This is a genomic window from Arenibacter sp. ARW7G5Y1, from assembly GCF_003201775.1.
In the GTDB taxonomy this organism is placed as follows: domain Bacteria; phylum Bacteroidota; class Bacteroidia; order Flavobacteriales; family Flavobacteriaceae; genus Arenibacter.
Map to the genome: position 1 here is coordinate 163658 of NZ_QJJZ01000009.1, position 17164 is coordinate 180821.

General features: G+C 38.4%; 20 protein-coding genes and 1 pseudogene. 2 read left to right on the forward strand and 19 right to left on the reverse strand.

The features are described 5' to 3' along the window. Positions 1-323 precede the first annotated feature (323 nt). From C7972_RS14250 to C7972_RS14285, 8 genes are all read right to left on the reverse strand, one after another. A complete protein-coding gene (locus tag C7972_RS14250) occupies positions 324-1133 on the reverse strand; it encodes an amidohydrolase family protein (protein ID WP_110356848.1) in 810 nt (269 codons plus the stop codon). Positions 1134-1238: 105 nt separating this feature from the next. Further along, positions 1239-1448 (reverse strand): hypothetical protein, encoded by a 210-nt coding sequence (locus C7972_RS14255; protein ID WP_110356849.1) that lies wholly within the window; start codon positions 1446-1448, stop codon positions 1239-1241. 7 nt (positions 1449-1455) lie between these two features. Beyond that, on the reverse strand, positions 1456-2151 hold the full coding sequence (locus C7972_RS14260) for a VOC family protein (protein ID WP_110356850.1): 696 nt from the start codon (positions 2149-2151) through the stop codon (positions 1456-1458). A 165-nt stretch (positions 2152-2316) separates the two neighbouring features. Further along, complete coding sequence (locus C7972_RS14265; RefSeq protein ID WP_181422898.1) at positions 2317-2847, reverse strand: sigma-70 family RNA polymerase sigma factor; 531 nt, start codon at positions 2845-2847, stop codon at positions 2317-2319. Positions 2848-3218: 371 nt separating this feature from the next. Beyond that, positions 3219-4334, reverse strand: coding sequence for a DUF2914 domain-containing protein (locus tag C7972_RS14270; RefSeq protein ID WP_110356851.1), 1116 nt, complete (start codon positions 4332-4334; stop codon positions 3219-3221). Positions 4335-4458: 124 nt separating this feature from the next. After that, positions 4459-5571, reverse strand: coding sequence for a glycoside hydrolase family 105 protein (locus C7972_RS14275; protein ID WP_110356852.1), 1113 nt, complete (start codon positions 5569-5571; stop codon positions 4459-4461). Between the two features lie 199 nt (positions 5572-5770). Then, positions 5771-6169, reverse strand: a complete 399-nt coding sequence (locus C7972_RS14280; protein WP_110356853.1) for an ACT domain-containing protein — start codon at positions 6167-6169, stop codon at positions 5771-5773. Between the two features lie 137 nt (positions 6170-6306). After that, positions 6307-7482 (reverse strand): Gfo/Idh/MocA family protein, encoded by a 1176-nt coding sequence (locus C7972_RS14285; protein WP_110356854.1) that lies wholly within the window; start codon positions 7480-7482, stop codon positions 6307-6309. A 200-nt stretch (positions 7483-7682) separates the two neighbouring features. Between C7972_RS14285 and C7972_RS14290 the strand changes: the two genes are divergently transcribed. Beyond that, the gene (locus tag C7972_RS14290) at positions 7683-8006 is read left to right on the forward strand and encodes a hypothetical protein (RefSeq protein WP_110356855.1); all 324 of its coding nucleotides are present in this window, start codon (positions 7683-7685) and stop codon (positions 8004-8006) included. A 193-nt stretch (positions 8007-8199) separates the two neighbouring features. On the opposite strand, the gene C7972_RS24320 is transcribed toward C7972_RS14290, so the two are convergent. From C7972_RS24320 to C7972_RS14340, 11 genes and pseudogenes are all read right to left on the reverse strand, one after another. Next, the gene (locus tag C7972_RS24320; protein ID WP_309148927.1) at positions 8200-8484 is read right to left on the reverse strand and encodes a DUF4256 domain-containing protein; all 285 of its coding nucleotides are present in this window, start codon (positions 8482-8484) and stop codon (positions 8200-8202) included. Continuing rightward, positions 8426-8594 (reverse strand): annotated as a pseudogene (locus C7972_RS24325) (DUF4256 domain-containing protein). Before C7972_RS24325 ends, C7972_RS24320 begins: the two are co-directional and overlap by 59 nt. Positions 8595-8871: 277 nt before the next feature. After that, positions 8872-9885, reverse strand: coding sequence for a hypothetical protein (locus C7972_RS14300; RefSeq protein WP_110356856.1), 1014 nt, complete (start codon positions 9883-9885; stop codon positions 8872-8874). Positions 9886-10108: 223 nt separating this feature from the next. Further along, on the reverse strand, positions 10109-10546 hold the full coding sequence (locus tag C7972_RS14305; protein ID WP_181422899.1) for a GNAT family N-acetyltransferase: 438 nt from the start codon (positions 10544-10546) through the stop codon (positions 10109-10111). Positions 10547-10685: 139 nt separating this feature from the next. Then, positions 10686-11915, reverse strand: a complete 1230-nt coding sequence (locus tag C7972_RS14310; protein WP_110356858.1) for an MFS transporter — start codon at positions 11913-11915, stop codon at positions 10686-10688. A 307-nt stretch (positions 11916-12222) separates the two neighbouring features. Beyond that, positions 12223-12570, reverse strand: coding sequence for a 5-carboxymethyl-2-hydroxymuconate Delta-isomerase (locus C7972_RS14315; protein WP_110356859.1), 348 nt, complete (start codon positions 12568-12570; stop codon positions 12223-12225). 82 nt (positions 12571-12652) lie between these two features. Then, positions 12653-13282 (reverse strand): NAD(P)H-dependent oxidoreductase, encoded by a 630-nt coding sequence (locus tag C7972_RS14320; RefSeq protein ID WP_110356860.1) that lies wholly within the window; start codon positions 13280-13282, stop codon positions 12653-12655. 11 nt (positions 13283-13293) lie between these two features. Next, positions 13294-14010, reverse strand: coding sequence for a GNAT family N-acetyltransferase (locus tag C7972_RS14325; protein ID WP_110356861.1), 717 nt, complete (start codon positions 14008-14010; stop codon positions 13294-13296). A gap of 5 nt (positions 14011-14015) precedes the next feature. After that, a complete protein-coding gene (locus C7972_RS14330; RefSeq protein ID WP_110356862.1) occupies positions 14016-14462 on the reverse strand; it encodes a DMT family transporter in 447 nt (148 codons plus the stop codon). A 3-nt stretch (positions 14463-14465) separates the two neighbouring features. Further along, the gene (locus C7972_RS14335; RefSeq protein WP_110356863.1) at positions 14466-15446 is read right to left on the reverse strand and encodes a cyclase family protein; all 981 of its coding nucleotides are present in this window, start codon (positions 15444-15446) and stop codon (positions 14466-14468) included. A 70-nt stretch (positions 15447-15516) separates the two neighbouring features. Further along, on the reverse strand, positions 15517-16095 hold the full coding sequence (locus tag C7972_RS14340; RefSeq protein ID WP_110356864.1) for a Crp/Fnr family transcriptional regulator: 579 nt from the start codon (positions 16093-16095) through the stop codon (positions 15517-15519). A gap of 439 nt (positions 16096-16534) precedes the next feature. On the opposite strand from C7972_RS14340, the gene C7972_RS14350 reads away from it, so the two are divergent. Next, entirely contained in the window at positions 16535-17074 is a 540-nt protein-coding gene (locus C7972_RS14350) for a DUF7010 family protein (protein ID WP_110356866.1), read from the forward strand. Positions 17075-17164 lie beyond the last annotated feature (90 nt).

Here is a 17164-nt window from a genome sequence, read left to right on the forward strand (position 1 = left end):
ATAACCCGAACTTTGGCAGCCCCTAGAATTTTTAAACTCCAAGTTCTTCCGTTTCTGCTATACTGCCGCTTGGACGTTTCAATAGCATTTTAAGACAAACCTATAAACAACTATTGTTCAATGGATGTGGATATGTTTATTCCAGGAAGCTTCATGGCACTACATTGGCAATATCTACTTTGTCGTCATTAGGCTTCCAATGCCCAAGTGCAAAAAGCTGAAGAGGAAGTATCAAAGCTTTGAGCCTGGAATTGTACAAATACATGTGTACAGAAATAAATAGGAGGTACCCCTACTGAATTTTAATAAATTGAAGCAAGGTTTTACAACTTGGTTACATCGATCTTAAAAAGATCGGCAGCATTCTTCCATAGGATAAGTTCTTTCTTCTCTTCAGGTAGATCCAATTGTTTCATAAAATTGAGATAGGAATTCATATTGGATATAGGCCAGTCCGTACCATACAAGAGATACTGTGGATTTCCGGCGTAGGTAATCATTTCCTCCAATTCATTTTTCATAAACCTCTCAAATTTATATGAGAAATTGCCCAATACCAGCCCAGAAACATCGCTATAGACATTTTTGTTCTTGTAAACCACCTCCATACAATCTTTTATCCAGGGATTGCCCACATGGCAGATGACTATTTTAAGGTCCGGAAAATCTACGGCTACATCATCTATGTGTATGGGGTGGGAGTATTTGATTCTTCCCGTTGGTGAGTAAGTGTCCCCGGAATGAAACATAACCGGGATGTCGTATTCCACTGCCATGTCATAAACTATTTGTAGCCTTTTATCATTAGGGTAGAAAGGTTCATAGCCTGGGTAAAGTTTTAGGCCTTTTATCAGCCCCTCATCCAGAAATTCACTTATTTCCCTTAAGTCCCTATGGGTGTAGTTCAAATAACTGATGCCCGCAACCACCCCAAGATTATCCCGTCCACTAATGGCCTCCACAACCTTCTTGGTACTGGGCCTATGTTCGTTTACCTTATAGGAGGATAACACCAAAGAATAATCTACCTTATTTTCCTGCATGGTTTCGGTTAGTAGGTTTAGGCATTCTTCCAGCGAGACTACCCTGTCTTCATGGTAGTTGTTGATATGTGTGTGGACGTCTATTATCATAAAATTTCAGTTATATTTTTAGGGATATTTCCTTTTTTTTTCAAAGGGTTTCATAGGTAACAGTTTGTTTTTTAGTGTTCAGCAGTAGTTATGTATTTGGAATTTTTATAATTTGTCCGACTTATTATATCCTCTTTTTTCCTGATTCTTTTTGGTTTCGTGAATTGTAATTACCATGGCAATAATCAACAGTATCAATGATATAATCCGGCCCCAAAAACCAAAGTCCATTTTGTCCCAAGAGCTGATGAAATTCACAAAGATCAGTATGGTACTGGCAACAATTAAAAGCAGGGGATAGTTTATTTTTCGCATTGGCCTATCATTTTTTCTGGGTGTTTGGATTATTAAGTCTAACGACCTTTATACATTCATTGTTGAATTCCACATGGTACTGTTTTCCTTTCTCTTGTAATACTAGTTCAAACTCGGAAGGAAAGGCTTTGTCATTGGTAGGGAACCATCTTCTATGGGCTTTGTCAATACATATAAATAATCCATATTCATCCCCCATGGCACAAAAATTTCCAAACCCTCCATCATAGATCCCAATTCCCATAGCATCCCTTAAGATACTAAAAACGTTTTCAATATTACTAGTAGGGATTCCAATTTCCGAAATTCCCAGGAACAGTTCCGGTCCAAAATTCCGTTCCGATCCATTTCTTAAGTTTTTACGCGCTATAAGCTCCACAATATTTTTGTCCGGGTCGTAAAAGTAGATGGCTCTTGCATTCCAGGCCGTGAAATTGATAATGTCATCTTGGCCGTCTTTCAAAATGGTAAGTCTGGATTTGATCCATAGCAATGCTTCTTCCTCTTTATTGGCAGGGATATTGATAGCAAAATGATAAGGTGTAGCCGTTTTTTTTAGTTCAAAATGGAGTAGGGTATAGCCAATTTGAAAGGAAATATTTTTGGAAGATTTTTTCACTACTACCAATCCCAACACTTGAGAGTAAAACTCAGTTTGCCTCCCAATATGGGAAGTGTATAGGGTCAGTTCCTTAATCTTCATTCTTAGGTTATCTTAGCCGGCAATGTAAACTACCTCGGGGCAAGCCTCGGGGTACTATACCCTTTGGCGGTGCCAATAAATGGATCTTAGATCAAACTTCTGCTTCCCCTAAGATAATAAATATTGAACATTCAACCTGTACATAGGTTACGGAAAGTTAGGAGACTATTCGCAAATACTACAGTTGGAGTCACCTGTAAGTTTGCCCGCCACATTTATTTCAAATTTACAGCATTCATTAAAGTTATGGATAAGAAGTGATTTTGCACGTCTAATCCTTGCTTTAACGTTGGCCAAGCTAATTCCCAATTCTTCTGCCGCTGCCCTTTGGGTTTTGCCCTGTAGGTACACCAAATGAATTGCTTCTTTGTAAGCTTGGGGTAAGTTGGTTACAAACCGATCAAAACAACAGAATTCCTGATGACCGTCGTTAGTGGATGAAATTTCATACCTAGGGTTATGATGCACAGCTTTGGAGGTAAGATGGTAATGATTGGCAATTTCATTTCTAACAATGGTAAATACCCATGCCCTAACTTTTTCCGAGTCCTTTAAGGTGTTTATTTTTTGATGGATTTTAAGGAAGGCGTTCTGAATTATCTCTCTAGTTGCTTCCTCATCTTTTACTTTTTTCAAAATAAAAAAGTAAATTTCGCTATAGTGTTTTTTCCAAATGTCTGCCGTTTCAATCTTCATAAGTATAATATACGAGGTTGGCCTTGAAAGACCAACCTTTTTTTAACAACATTCACATTTGCTACAATCGCATTTACTGCAAGGACAATTTTTTTCCAAACAGTTCTCACAATTACATTTGGTGCATTCGCATTGGATACATTTACAATTGTTCATTTCTAAAAGATTTAAAGTTTATTAAGGAGACCAACTTTGGCCAAAAAGGATACAAAAAAAATAGGTGATTTTGTGTGATATTTTGGCAGGTTGATAAAAGATAAAGGCTAAACACGCTTCAGGATTATATTCTTACGAGAATTACCCCTAAAATTTCCATGTTAGGATGTCCCATATACTTTGTAATCATTACCGTATATAAAAAACACTGAAGCTCAAAAAATATTTTGTCTTATCCTTTTCGGTTGCACGGAGACACTGGTAACCACCTCAAAATCAATGATGCCCAAAACCAATTCCTCCTGGGTAAGTACCTCTACTTTCCACAAGCCTTCCTTTATATTGTTCTTGTAGGTATATCCCCTATAACCGCCATCACGCCCTCCAGTAATATCGTAACCAATATCCTCTATAATTTCCCAGTCCTGGGTAGCATCATTATACCATTTCCAACGATGAAAAACTGTTTTCTTTAAGCTGGTAGGAGCAAATATGGATGAAAACACATAGACATTTTCATTGGGTTTCTGTATAAATTTTAGTCTGTGCTTTCTCCAGAACACATACCAATCATCCGTTTCGTAGGTAACAAGGTAGTTGTTGTTGTCTTTTGTAACTTGATGGGCTACTATGCCATTGCTTAGGGCTAGGGGTACCGGTGGGATAAGCTTGAAAAAATAGAATGTGTTGATCATGATGTATATGAAAAACACAATCCCTATGAGTTTTCCCAGGTGTATTTCGGATCTTGTACTTGGACTTGCACGATAAATAATAGCGATAAGAGCCAGCGTACTGAATAAACTTAAGAGACCCGAAAGTATAAAAATATTGGGACTCATTTCCTTGATCAGCACAGGCACCATAAAGGTGAAAAAAGTAAAACTGATAAAAAAATATACACTGAATTGTAAGTATTTATTGGATATTCTTTTTTTTAGAATTTCATTCGCAAATAATAGTACAAGGAGTATGATCAGGAAGAAGACCGTTTTGGACATGGATACGCTACGTGAAAAATAAATAACATAGGCACTGGAGAGCCCACCAAAGAAAAATTGTATGGCCAATGGATAGTATTCTTTAAACCTATCAAGTATGGTATTGTTCCATTTACCATCATCGGCTAGGTTGTAAAGGTAGAGGGTAATGGTCAACGAGGTCATGTGCAGGCAGAGTACGCTAAGGTCGTATAACCTATCTATGCGTCCTAAGGTAAGGGTGTCAAATATAAACCCCCCAATGAAAAATAGGATGGGAGCGTATTTTTCATGCTTTCTGATAAATCCGAGTAACCGGCTATTCCTAAACTGTACCAAGCTTCTTTTCATCCCATTGTTGAGTACGTAAATTTATAGCACAAAAGGCAATTTCAATAACCCGTATCAACAAGTTTTTGCTTCTACCACCTTAAGATTTGGCGTAAATTAATTTTATGATCTAATTAAGGAAACCTTATTTTCCACCGTATAACTTATAAACTTCCGTTCCTGCGCTAAGAAAGGCTCCCGTACCATAAACTTCAGTCTTGTCGGCCCAAGCCTTGCCAGGTGCGGCACCAATAGGCTGAACATAACCTAGCATGCCTTCAGGGGTAACATGGCTTATTAAGGTGTTCCATCCCTTCTTTACAGAAGGGGCATAAGTGTTCTTATCCAAAATGCCCTGGTTTATGCCCCAGGCCAGACCGTAAACATTAAATGCGGTTCCACTGGTCTCTGGAGTGGGATAAAATTTCTGCCCCAATAAACTCATAGCCCAGTGCCCTTCGGGCGTCTGGATTTTCAGGAGTTTGGCAGCCATTTTTTTGTATATATTCAGGAAATATTTGTACTCCTTGCTTTGAGGATCCAATTCGTTCATTACATTAACGAGTCCGGCAAATACCCAACCGTTGCCCCTGGACCAAAATATCTTAGTGCCGTTGTCCAATTTACCCATATAGTTTTCGTCCCTATAGTATAGGCTTTCTTTTTTATCGAAAAGAAAATCGGTGGTGGCTTTGAATTCTGTCAACATGAAATCCAGGTATTTTTTATCACCGGTTACATTATACAATTTTGCCCAGACTGGTGGGGACATAAAAAGGGCGTCACACCAATTCCAACGATCCTGGTGAAAAGGGGTATTCCAGTGAAGGGAACTTTGCGAAGGATGGTACATTATAAAATTAAACTGTTCTTTAGTGGGTTCTATCATAGCCTTGTCCTGATACTTTCTGTAAAGATCAATATACAATTGCCCAACGGTATGATCATCTGCATGGTATTTTCTACTGTGCAGTTGCCATTCATGCTTTTGCCCAATGTCTTTGAGCCACTCATAATATTTGTCATTATTGGCCATAGCCGCCCATTTTACCATTCCGACGTACAAGGCCCCGTTGGTCCAATCCAAAGGGTGATGTGGTTTGTCATGTCCACTGTACAACCCCTGGAAATTATCTATCTGCCAGTTGGCCACTTTTTCCATGATTTTGGTAACTTCGGACGGATTTATTTCCTGTGCATGTGTATGCGCAGTTAAAACGAGCATTAGAAAAGCTATTATAGTATTTGATTTGTTCATTGGTAAAGTATTTTTTGTGTTGAATATTCTTACGCTATTAGACAGGCAAGATAGTAAAAATAATGTAGCACTGAATTGTGAAATTAAGGTCGGTACCTCCTTATAAATTTAATGAGGATGATAGGTATCGGGGCAATATATTGTAAAACCCGGAATTGGGATGAATTATGATTTTAGAATGTATAGGGCAACAATGGTACTATTTACTTTTTGATAGGGCGGTAAGGACCTGCATTGCTTTTTCCGAATCTTTGGTATCCACAAAAATGTGGTCGTGGTAATATCCGGCAATGACATTGCAGCTTATGTCATTTTTGGCCAAAGCTGCGGAAAACGCGGCAGTTAAACCAACTGCTTCCAAAGAGGAATGAATTTTTAAGGTAATCCAAGAGGCTACGTATTCGTAGGGAAGCTGTAAGTGGTCTGCCTTGATCTTTTCGATTATAATAGTGGTCCCTTCATTTTCCTTGAACTCACCTATCGTATCCTTTCGATCCACGGTACTTATATCATCCACTGTACAAAAAACGTACTCGCCCTTATTTAATTGGGGAGACATGTTATTTATTAACTTGGACATATTGGTTTCTCCAATCATCTATTTTAAATTTTTGAGGTACATAAATAATAGCCTATTCAATTGAAATATTATGTTCACTTTTACTTAATTACCATGTTTGGTATCAACTTTCCCAAAAGGAATGGATTTGAATCCCCATTACGCAGTGGAAATATCTATAATCCAACATTTATTTTATGGGCTCGTTGTTGTCCAATTAAAGCCAATTCAGTGGCTAGGAAACAATGGTCTTGGGTCATAGCGGTTTCCGTTCGTTGCACCACATCGTTTACCAATTGTTCGCCATAGGGCATATAGATATTGGAACAATCGTAATATTTTGTTTCTTTCTGGTTCACTAAAAATAGATGATTACCACCTTCTCGGCCTGCAATGTCTATATATTTTCTCATTTCTATATAGCCTTCCGTCCCCAAAATAAAGGTACGGCCATCCCCCCAAGTGCCCAGGCCGTCAGGTGTAAACCAGTCGATCCTGATGTAGCCGGTAGCGTGCGGACTTCTAACGCTCATATCCCCAAAATCCTGGTAGGTAGGATTATGTAAATTCTTAAAATTTCCAATTTGCGAATAATTGACTTCCGCTTGTTGGGAGTTGGTGTAAAAAAGAAATTGATCGCACTGGTGGGAACCTATATCACATAAAATTCCTCCTGCTTTGTTAGGATCAAAAAACCATTCGGCACGAGTTTCGGGTCGCATACGATGGGGCCCTAGTCCAATTGTCTGAACAACCTTTCCTATAGCTCCTGCGCTTACTAGTTCTGCAGCTTTTACAGAGGCCGGATTTCCTAAGCGCTCACTATAGACTATTGAATAGATTCGCTTTGTTTCCTTTTGTACTTTTTTTACTTCTTTCAACTGTTCCAAGGTAAGGATACCTGGTTTGTCCGCCATAAAATCCTTTCCGGATTGCATTACTCGAATTCCTAGAGGAGCCCTTTCTATAGGAATGGAAGCGCTGGCCACGAGCTGAATTCTGTTGTCCTCAATAATTTCATTTTCGCTTTTTGCGATTTTTACTTTAGGGTATCGTTTAATGAATTGCTGCAATAATTCAGGTTCCTTGGCATAAACGGCCACCAAACTTCCACCTCCGTTAATTAAGGAGTCTACCATACCGTATATATGGCCATGGTTCAATCCTATAACCGAAAATTTAATGGATTCCTTGATTTTGGACGGTTTATTGGATGGTAATTTAATTTCTTCCGGTCTCGAGGTATTATGTAAGTTGTGGCCAAAAAGGTGGGTCGGGATCATGGCTGCTCCAGCTATTCCTGCTACTGAAGCAAAGGATTGACTTATAAATTTACGTCTATTGAATGACATTTGTTTTGGTTTTAAGTTTTTGAAATATAAGTTTAAACTTTGAATTATCGGTAAAAAGGGATATTCATTCTCTATTAGAGGAATCCGCTATATATGTCAACAAGCTATTAAGCTCTGTTCATAGTGGTATGATAATTATCATTTAAAATAAACCGATTAATAAATACTTTTAGAATAAAATAATTCAAAAATCAAATATTATGTCCAATATTAACTATGGTACAACTAAAAGAATTTACTGGTTTTTAATAATTCTATCGATTATAATCGGTTATGTTTTCTATGGTGCTTTGAAAGACCAATTTGGTCTGCCCTTCCTTATTTTTTTCTCGGGTGTCCCTTTCTTTTTATTCGTTACAGGGAGTTTTGGTTTGATGTGGCCAAAAATTAAACCCGCAGGGGATGAGGTGTATATTAGTCATGCCTTGTTAATAGGGTTTCTTTTTATTGTTCTATTTTTTATTCATGTTTGGATTATTTTACCACGTATTTGTCCGGATTTCGGTGCATGCTTAGGTGTTTAATTTCAAAATGAGACAACGAAAGAAAACTATAAATAATTGAGACTGATTATCTTTTTTATTTGCCGTTTTTGTTTGGTATGTCTTAGTAAAGGAAAGCAGGGAAAGTGAGGGAATGTTGATCTTCTCCCAGCCCACCGTCTTTAGTATTAGGATGTAATGTACATAATCTCCTGCCCATACAATTTAGTTTGGGTCAAACTCTCAATGAGCCCTGGAATCCTCTAGCGGCATAATAGGAATCTGCACCATTATGATAAATGAATATATGGACATACCTATAATTGGTAAAATGAGCTCCTCCAATTTGTCTAATATTGGTAGGAGTATGTATCCAGTTAGAGGTTTTTGTATCAAATTTCCCTAGTTTTTGTAGTTTTCTATAGTCTTTCTCGGTTATCATTTGGACTCCCACAGCCATTTCACAGGTATTTTGTTCGGGCTTGAATTTTTTTTCTGGATTCTTGTGCCCCTTGATCATAGCAGGCACTTCTTATTCCTACGGGACTTTCAGCTGAGCAATCAATAAACGTAATCACCACTTGCTTCATCAAAATCCACAACATCTGGTTCACCACTGGTTTTTTCCATTTTTATAAGTGTCCAACGTTTACCTGGGTTGTCAATGAGTTTATTTTCTATGGCCTGTCAATCAAGGCTTTTGTGCCGATGCAGGTTTTGATAAAAACGGTCTTTTAAAACTTCCAGTAATGTGGTCCGTTCTTTTGTAGGTAATATCTTTTTTATCATGAATGGACAAATTTTTAGGGGCCATTAGCTATAGGCGATGGTGAACTCCTTTCAATTTGAAATAAAAATAACCCATTTTCATCATTTTAGGGATATCTTGGAAAGCTTGGGAATAAAACTATCTTCCATAATCCCCCTGTGCATACGAGGCAACAATACTGCTATTGGGAGTTTTACAATTGTTGGGAAAATCAAAGAAATAAATGCAATTGGGCAAACCATTGTTAAAGTCAATTCTCACCCAACCTTGATTGCTACTGCCAAAACCAGAATAACTATAATTGGCCTTTAAGGATTTAGGTCTCCCTTGGCTGTCTTTGGACATCACCGATACAGCTGAAATACTTCCGGGAGTATAGCGATTGAACGACCAGGTTTTGGATTGGTTGGTTACAAGGTCATCGATCAACTTATTGAAATCCTGTGATCCCGTAGGTCCTCCAGATTTTTTCATAGTGGCGTATTTACTATGGGCCTCCATGCGGATCGAGGGTTTGTTCAAGGCAAACAGTTTTAGGTTCTCTTCAAATCTTCGCACCCCGGGACTATTACAGCTGTTTATCTTAAAGATCTGAAGCATATCATTTTTAAGCCCTTTGGCTTGATGCATTAAATCAACGGAATTCCCCATTGAATTTGGATCCAAGATCATTTCCATGGTGGTACGAAGGGCATCGGATCTCTGGATATTTTCAACCTCGGTTTTGGCGTTATACAGATCTGGACGGGCAAAAAGGCCGGTGCCTACCCATTTATATTCTACACAAACCCTACTAAGTACATCTCCATATATATTTTTGGAAACCTCCTCCATGGCACAAACCTGTTCCATAATCTCTACCTTGTCCTCTGGGAGGTAGCTGGGACATTGCCTGCCAAAAGCTCTTAGGTATTGTTCGAAAATCATAAGGAATGGCATGTCCTCGCGTTTTATATCAATATTTTCAAAATGCCCTCTAAAAATATAGTCGTAGAACTCTGCGTTGTATAAGCCATCTGTATTAAAAACCAACGATTGTGTCTGTGTGTCCTTACTTTCAGAAAGGACGGGAATTGAATGATTAAAGGAGGAAATAATAATAAATAGAAAACCTAGGAATAAAATCCGAAAAAAGTAATTGTTTTTCCACATGTGAAACTTTGGTTGTTTTAGACGAAAAGTCAGGGTTAAATTATTGACAACTTGATAAATATACAAATTATCATAAATCTAAAAAATGCAATATGTCCTTGTTTTAGTGGGTAGACCATTTTATGCGATTCCAACTTTATAGATATTTAAGCTTTGTTTTACGGCTTCAATTTTGAACTTCAGGCCTTAGGGATGATCACAGTGGTATACTGTCTTTAATCAATTACAAATTGGAAATATGGTACTTAAATAAAATATACACCCCTTCCTTTGAGATTCCTTCGGATACGGCTTTCCATCCAGATTTTAAATAGAAATTAACACCTAATTTATTTAGTTTCAAACATTTTAATGTAACGTCAAAATTGGCCTTTTCAATGACCTTGTCCAATAGCATGGTGCCAATGCCATTACGTTGATAATGGTTCATAATATAAAGATGGTGTAGGAAATTGTCAGGAAGCCAAACGGAGGCAAAACCCACAATTTCATTTCCAACTTTCGCTACTAAAATGTATTCTCCTTCGGTGTCCCTATTAAACGACGATTTGTTGATAGATTCCTTGGTCAACCAAGTAAAGGTGCTAGACCTAACTTCAAAATAAATTTGTTCCAGCCTTTCCCTATCTGTTTCCTCAAAATCCGTTATATCAACTTTCAAAACCAATTGATTGTTTTGTCAAGGTTATTTTCTAAAATCAATACGCCTTATTGTAATGATAATTTTGGGATTATCTTAAGCCCATTTGTAATTATACTTTAAAATTCTCTTTTATCCGGTTGTAGACCTTAGCCCTGTATTATCCAATACTCCTAAGAGTGCTATTTTTATTTTCCTTCTTTAAAGAACGCATGAACAGCAAAATAAATACTGCACTGGACAATGCCACTAGGGTAATTATATGCCAGGTATACCTATATCCTAGATTGGCAACTAGATTCATTCCAATGCTGTGTCCAAAAATGTGGGCTATGGAGAACGAAATGGAGTAATAGGCCATGTATTGTCCTTGGTTTCCTTTTACGGATCTATTAAGGGCCAAGGAATTGGAGAATGGAAAGACGATCATTTCTCCAAAAGATATAAGAATCATTCCAATAATTAAGGCACCTATCCATCCAATAAAATTGATTACAATGAAGCTCATAGCCGTTAATAACACCCCAATGAGGATGAGTTTGGACATACTGTTTTTACTGCTTTCCAACCATTTGATCAATGGCATTTCAAAAATAAAAACAAGAAAGCCATTTAAGCCCAGAAGCAGGCCGATCTCTGCTTCTGACAAAGAATGTACATCTTTGTAAAAAATGGGTAGAGTGGATAACAATTGAAAGAATGCCAACCCAAACAAGGTCATTGCGGCCAAGAGAATCATAAAAGCCTTATCCGTGTATGCCTCTGCCGGATTTGCCACCTTTACTTGCTCTATAACCTTGGCTTTTTTGGGGTTGAGAATCTTCAATAATAACATACCGGCAATAAAACAGGTAAGGCCATCTATCCAAAACAATCCTCCGTAACCTAGGGCAAATATAATAAGGCCCCCCAAGGCAGGTCCCGCAGAAAACCCCAAATTTATGGCCAATCTTATCAGCGTTATGGAGCGCGTTCTGTTTTCCGGTTTGCTATATGAACTCAATGCCACAAACATGGCCGGTCTGAACATATCTGCAATGGCCATTAAAACAAAAACCCCTACACAAAAACCAACATATGATGTAATATACTGAAGTAGGATGAAGGAGATTCCTGAAGCCAAGAGGCTTATTGCCATAACCTTATAATAGCCTATTCTGTCCGTTAATTCTCCCCCCAACCAGGAACCAACTACAGACCCCATGCCAAAGAGTGCCATGATCCAGCCTACCTCCCAAAGGCTAAAATCCAAACTTTGGGTTAGATATAGGGATAGAAAAGGTATAACCATGGTACCTGCCCTGTTAATAAGTGTAATAAGTGCCAGCCACCAAACTTCCCTGGATAGTCCATCAAAGGTGTTAAAATAATTAAATAATAGTCTTTTCATTTAAACATTTCCTTTTTGATCCCACTTGGTATAATTGCACCTTCCACTATTGGTGATGGATATGGCATAATTGTTACAGATTCCCGGCCTATTCTATAAATATGATTTCGTGTTCAACGCGAATCCTGTTTTAGTACCTAGCTAATATTATTTTAAATTCATTGTTGGGAGATTCCGGGTTTTCCATGGATTGGATTACCAAAAAATCGTTCCATAACCTTAACCTTTTCATTCACCTAGATGAAAATAATAGCTAAAGTTGCGTGAAAGTGGTTAATTAGTATTATCCCAGATAAACTGTACACATTTACCCTACCATTGATTTATTATAGTAGGTGGCTTTCTCAAAATCCCGGATGTTCATAGAAATAATGGGAACTTCTGGAAGCAATGATTTCAATTCGGAAACTATTTTTTTTGATAAATCATTTTTTTCGGGAATGCTTCTTCCTTCCATAATATTGGCGAAAACGTGTATAAAGTCGCCCCTGGTATTACCTATCGTATAATATTCAAAGGGATTGATCCTTACCTTGATGTCCCCTTCTTCGAAAAGACCGGATGCTTCAGCGGTATTATAAACTATCTGAATGATTTCGTTAGGAGCCTTTTTGTTTAAAATGTTTTGCGAGCAATCAATTACAAAGTGTGGCATATTATAATTTCTTAGTGAGTTTTAAGCAAGTCCAACTTAATAAGGGAGTTGGACTTGCCATTCTTTTTTTAATTCTATCCCGTTAGGCGATTTGGAATAATTCTTCCTTGGTCTTCCTTACTTTTAACCTATTCTGGGTTTTATCGGAAACAGATCTATACCCTACGGGAGCTATCACCACTGCATTAAGTCCCTGTTCATCCAATCCCAATATTTGATTGTAGGCATGGTTGTCAAAACCTTCCATGGGGCAGGCGTCTATTTTCAGCTCTGCACAGGCAATAAGAAGGTTGTTCATGGCCAGATAGGTTTGCTTTTCCGACCAGCTTTTTCGTTCCTCTGCCGACATCTTGCCGATGCTCGTCTTGATGGATTCCCCGTATTGTTTTATCCCATTGGAAGAATTGCCCTGTATAGTGATAATTCGTTCTACATAATCGTCTACATGCCTGTCATAATCTAGGGTGTAATTACAAAAAACGAATAGTTGGGAGGCGTCGGTAATTTGCGATTGATCCCAAGAGGCCTTTCTAAGTGCAGCCCTGATTTCATCGTTTTCAATGATCAATACTTTATAAAGTTGAAGGCCGTAGGAAGATACGGAAAGCCTTATGGCTTCTTTTAGAAATTCCAAGTCTTGCTTGCTTACTTTTTTTTGGGGGTCGAACATTTTGGTGGCATATCGCCAATTTAGATGATCAATTAAATTCATTGTATACTGTTTTAATGTTTTACAAAATTCTGAATAAGGAAATCTTCTTGAAATCCTGTTTTTAGATATAGTCCTTTTGCCATGGAAGACGCTTGTAGGGTGGCATATTTTGCGCCTTGCTGATTCGCCAGGTACAAGACATGGTTCAGTAGATCTGCTGCATATCCCTTTCGTCTATGTTTGGGGGCCACCCCTATGGAATGGATACCGGCCGTGTTGGGTGTATCCCTATAAAGAACAGCGGTCCCGATAGCTTGGGATCTATGGTTTCCTATGAAGTATTCCACTTGCTCCATGGTGAGTTCTACTGTTTTAGGATCTATAAAATATCCAAAAGCCTTAAGGAAAAGTTGGGACCATAGGGCAGCGGAGCTAGCGTTGGTCACCTTTTCGAAATTTAGTCCACTGACTTTAAAGGTGGCATCCTTCAGTTGAATGGACATAGCGGACAATTCACTTTTTATATAGAAATCATGGGAATTAAATAGTTTTTCCTGTGCCATATTTTTCCATATGGGAATGGTGATGCCAGCCATATCATTACTATTTTTTACTTTCTGTAACATCTTTTTAGTAGGGGGGCTATGAAACCATATCCTATTTGGCCATCCCGATTTCGCCACCGTGCTGATGGCGTAATTTTCATTGCTATAGAACCGGCCATTGGCCTTACCTGCCAGGCTCCAAAGACTCGTTAGGTTCTTTATATTGTCTTCAGTTAAATCCATATTCCTTAATATTTTATGAGTATTATGCCCAGGGTCATCACTATCATTCCCATAATTTTTTTAAGGGTCATGGGTTCAAATGGCATTCCAAACCAGCCAAAATGGCCGGCTATGGCCGCAAAAATTATTTGACCACTAAGTCCAAAAATTACCGCTGTAGAAATGCCAATACGGGGAATTATGTAATAAAAGAGTGTTACCGCCAAGAAACTTAAAGCCCCTCCTGTGAACCACATATAGGCGGGAATAGATTGTATTTGGGCTGTACTGGGAAGATCCCGAACGGTCATACATACTGCAAATATTGTACAACTCGCACTCATGATCAAAGCTGCCGAGGTGGCCAATAAAGTATTGTTTAAAAGTATTCCGAGCCTAGCATTGATTCCACCTTGGATTACGACCAAAACACCCACCGAAAACGAAAGGATTAATAGTGACAAATTGTTCATGGCTTACTTCTTTGTATTTATTGGAATGGCTATTGGCCGCATTGGGGATCCACTTGCACCCCTCAATTTTAAAGATGTTGCAATGAATGCAAATTCATAGACCTGATCTTTGGACAACTCCTCCAGAAATAGTTGTTCAATGAACATTACCCCTTTTTCGGCAAGTAGATAGGTGTGGACAGGTACCCAATTGTCTTCCCGTTCCGGGGGGAATGCCTCAAAACTAAGGTTGTCGGCACCCAAGAGCATAATTTCTTGCTCTTCTACCAACCACTTAACGGCCTCCAGGCCAATACCTGGATAGTTGTCTAGGTAGTGCGGGGCATCATCATAAAACTTGGCTTGGCCAGTTCTGATTAAAACTACATCTCCCTTTTTTAGCTTTATATCCTGTTTTTCCAAGGTGAGCTGTAGGTCTTGGGAGGTGATGTGATGGTTTTTTGGAAGTGGCCCTGTGGCAGCCGCCACATCCAAGAGTACACCTCTGGCAATAATTGGTGGAATGGTTTCTGCTCCGGTCTTCTTCCAGCCCTTATTACCAAGGTATTCTTCCGGGGTAAAACCGTTCCATATTTTTCCATTAAGACCAAAATGGTTCAAGGCATCTATATGTGTACCCATATGGGTGTACATGGAGATGGCATCCCCGGTATAACTTACTTTTTTGTTCATTTCAGCTCCTAGGCCATTGGGATTGTCCACTATGGTGCCATGTGGTGTATGGGTTAACCAATACTGGTATCCAGGATCTCCCAAAGAATGAAAACTGGGCATCCCAACAAAGTAATCTACACTTAGATCGTAGGTTTTTCCAATGTAAATTTTGGATAGTACCTGAAGCTTAGAAGCTTCCGTCATCATATTTAGGGTACCAATTTCATCCTGTGGTCCCCAAGGACTTGTACCAACTGTTTCTTGATCTTGCCCTCTTGCCAAAAATTGAAAAAAGAGCAGAATTGCAATAAAAATTTTTGTTCTTTTCATGGTTTATAATATTTGTTTGTGCAAATATTAAAACCATGTGGAAGTATTCCATTAAGGTATCTTAAGAAGGCTAATGACCCCTTATATTTTTCCGGATAGAGCTTAGGTGTTCCGGGGTAACCCCCAAGTAGGAGGCCAGCATATATTGTGGAATCTGTTGTTCAATGTCTCGATAACGTACTATAAAATCAAGGTATCGTTGTTCAGCGGACTGACTCATATTATTGATCGTTCTTTCCTGTAGGGCTACATAGCCGTTCTGTGTTTTGATACGAAAAAATCTATCCATCATATGGATTTTATCAAAGAGTTCATTTAATCTGTCCCTATGTATTTGCAGCACGGTACTCTCAGATATGGCTTGGATAAAGAAAGTGGCAGGTTTTTGGGTGAGATAGGCATACAAGTCATTGATCCACCATCCACTTATCCCAAATTGTAGAATATGTTCAGCACCCAATTCATCTAGGTTATAAAGTTTTACACATCCGTGGGAAATAAACCGCATATGATTGCAGGGTTCCCCACTTTGTAGCAAATATTGTTTTCTGTTGAGAGTTATAGGTTCAAACGATTTCTGGATCAACTTGGATTCATCTTCGGTAATGGGGACCAATTCCCTAATATTTCCAATAAGCAGGTCATACATTATTCGTAGGTTGGATTATTCCGAAATAGTTTTCCGTTTAAAATTCGAAAAAAAATCCGTTCGACACAAGATATGGCCTATTTTCTTGACCCCTATCAATATATTTAATTGCCACTTGAGTAAAAATAATACAGCTTGTATGGAATTTAGGAATATTGACTTTTGCTCTTTATTAAATCGTATTTGGATTTTTGGGTATGCAATTCGCACAAATTCCAAAAATTATTGGAACTTTGTTCTAATCGGTTGGCATGGAATATCTTTATGGTGGTTTGTTAAAATAATTATGAGGCCTATTTTGTGGAAGGAAGAATAAGGGGGGACTGCCCATGGGGATCTCCCATTCGTCCTTTGGTTTTAGGCAAGTGGACATAAAAAAGAGAAAAGTGATACCAGTGGAAAGTAGATTTTCGGGGAATATATTAAGTAATTTAGGGTAATGGAGACATTGGAACAGCAACGTCGGGAATTTTCAAAAGGCCCCTTTTTGGCAACCCCAATTTCAGGTTTGATAGCTTGGTTGCTGGTGGCCATATCCGGTATTTTTTTTTCTGATAGGGTAACGGTTTGGGTGCTTTTTATAGCAACAGGTAGCATTGTGTATTTGGCATTGTTTATTTCAAAATTTACGGGTGAGAATTTTATGGACAGGAATAAGCCTAAGAATGTTTTTGACGGTTTATTCTTTTTTTCCGTTGCACAGGCCGTTTTGGTCTACGCTATAGCCATTCCTTTTTTCTTGACCGACTATACTTCCTTGCCCTTGTCCGTTGGCATATTGACAGGAACCATGTGGTTACCTTTTTCCTGGATCATTCAGCATTGGATAGGCATTGTACACGCCATAGTAAGAACAGTGAGTATTGTGATTCTGTGGTATGTTTTTCCCGACCTGCGATTTGTGGTCATCCCCTTGGTAATAGTGGTTATATACGTTGCAACCCTTGTTGTTTTAAATAATAGAAAGAAAATGATCTAAATTGTTATAGCTCATGGCAGTTCAATTTATTGGGCATGAGTTTTATGGTTTGGGTTATTGCAGTAGGTTTGCTTATGGTCCGTTAATAGT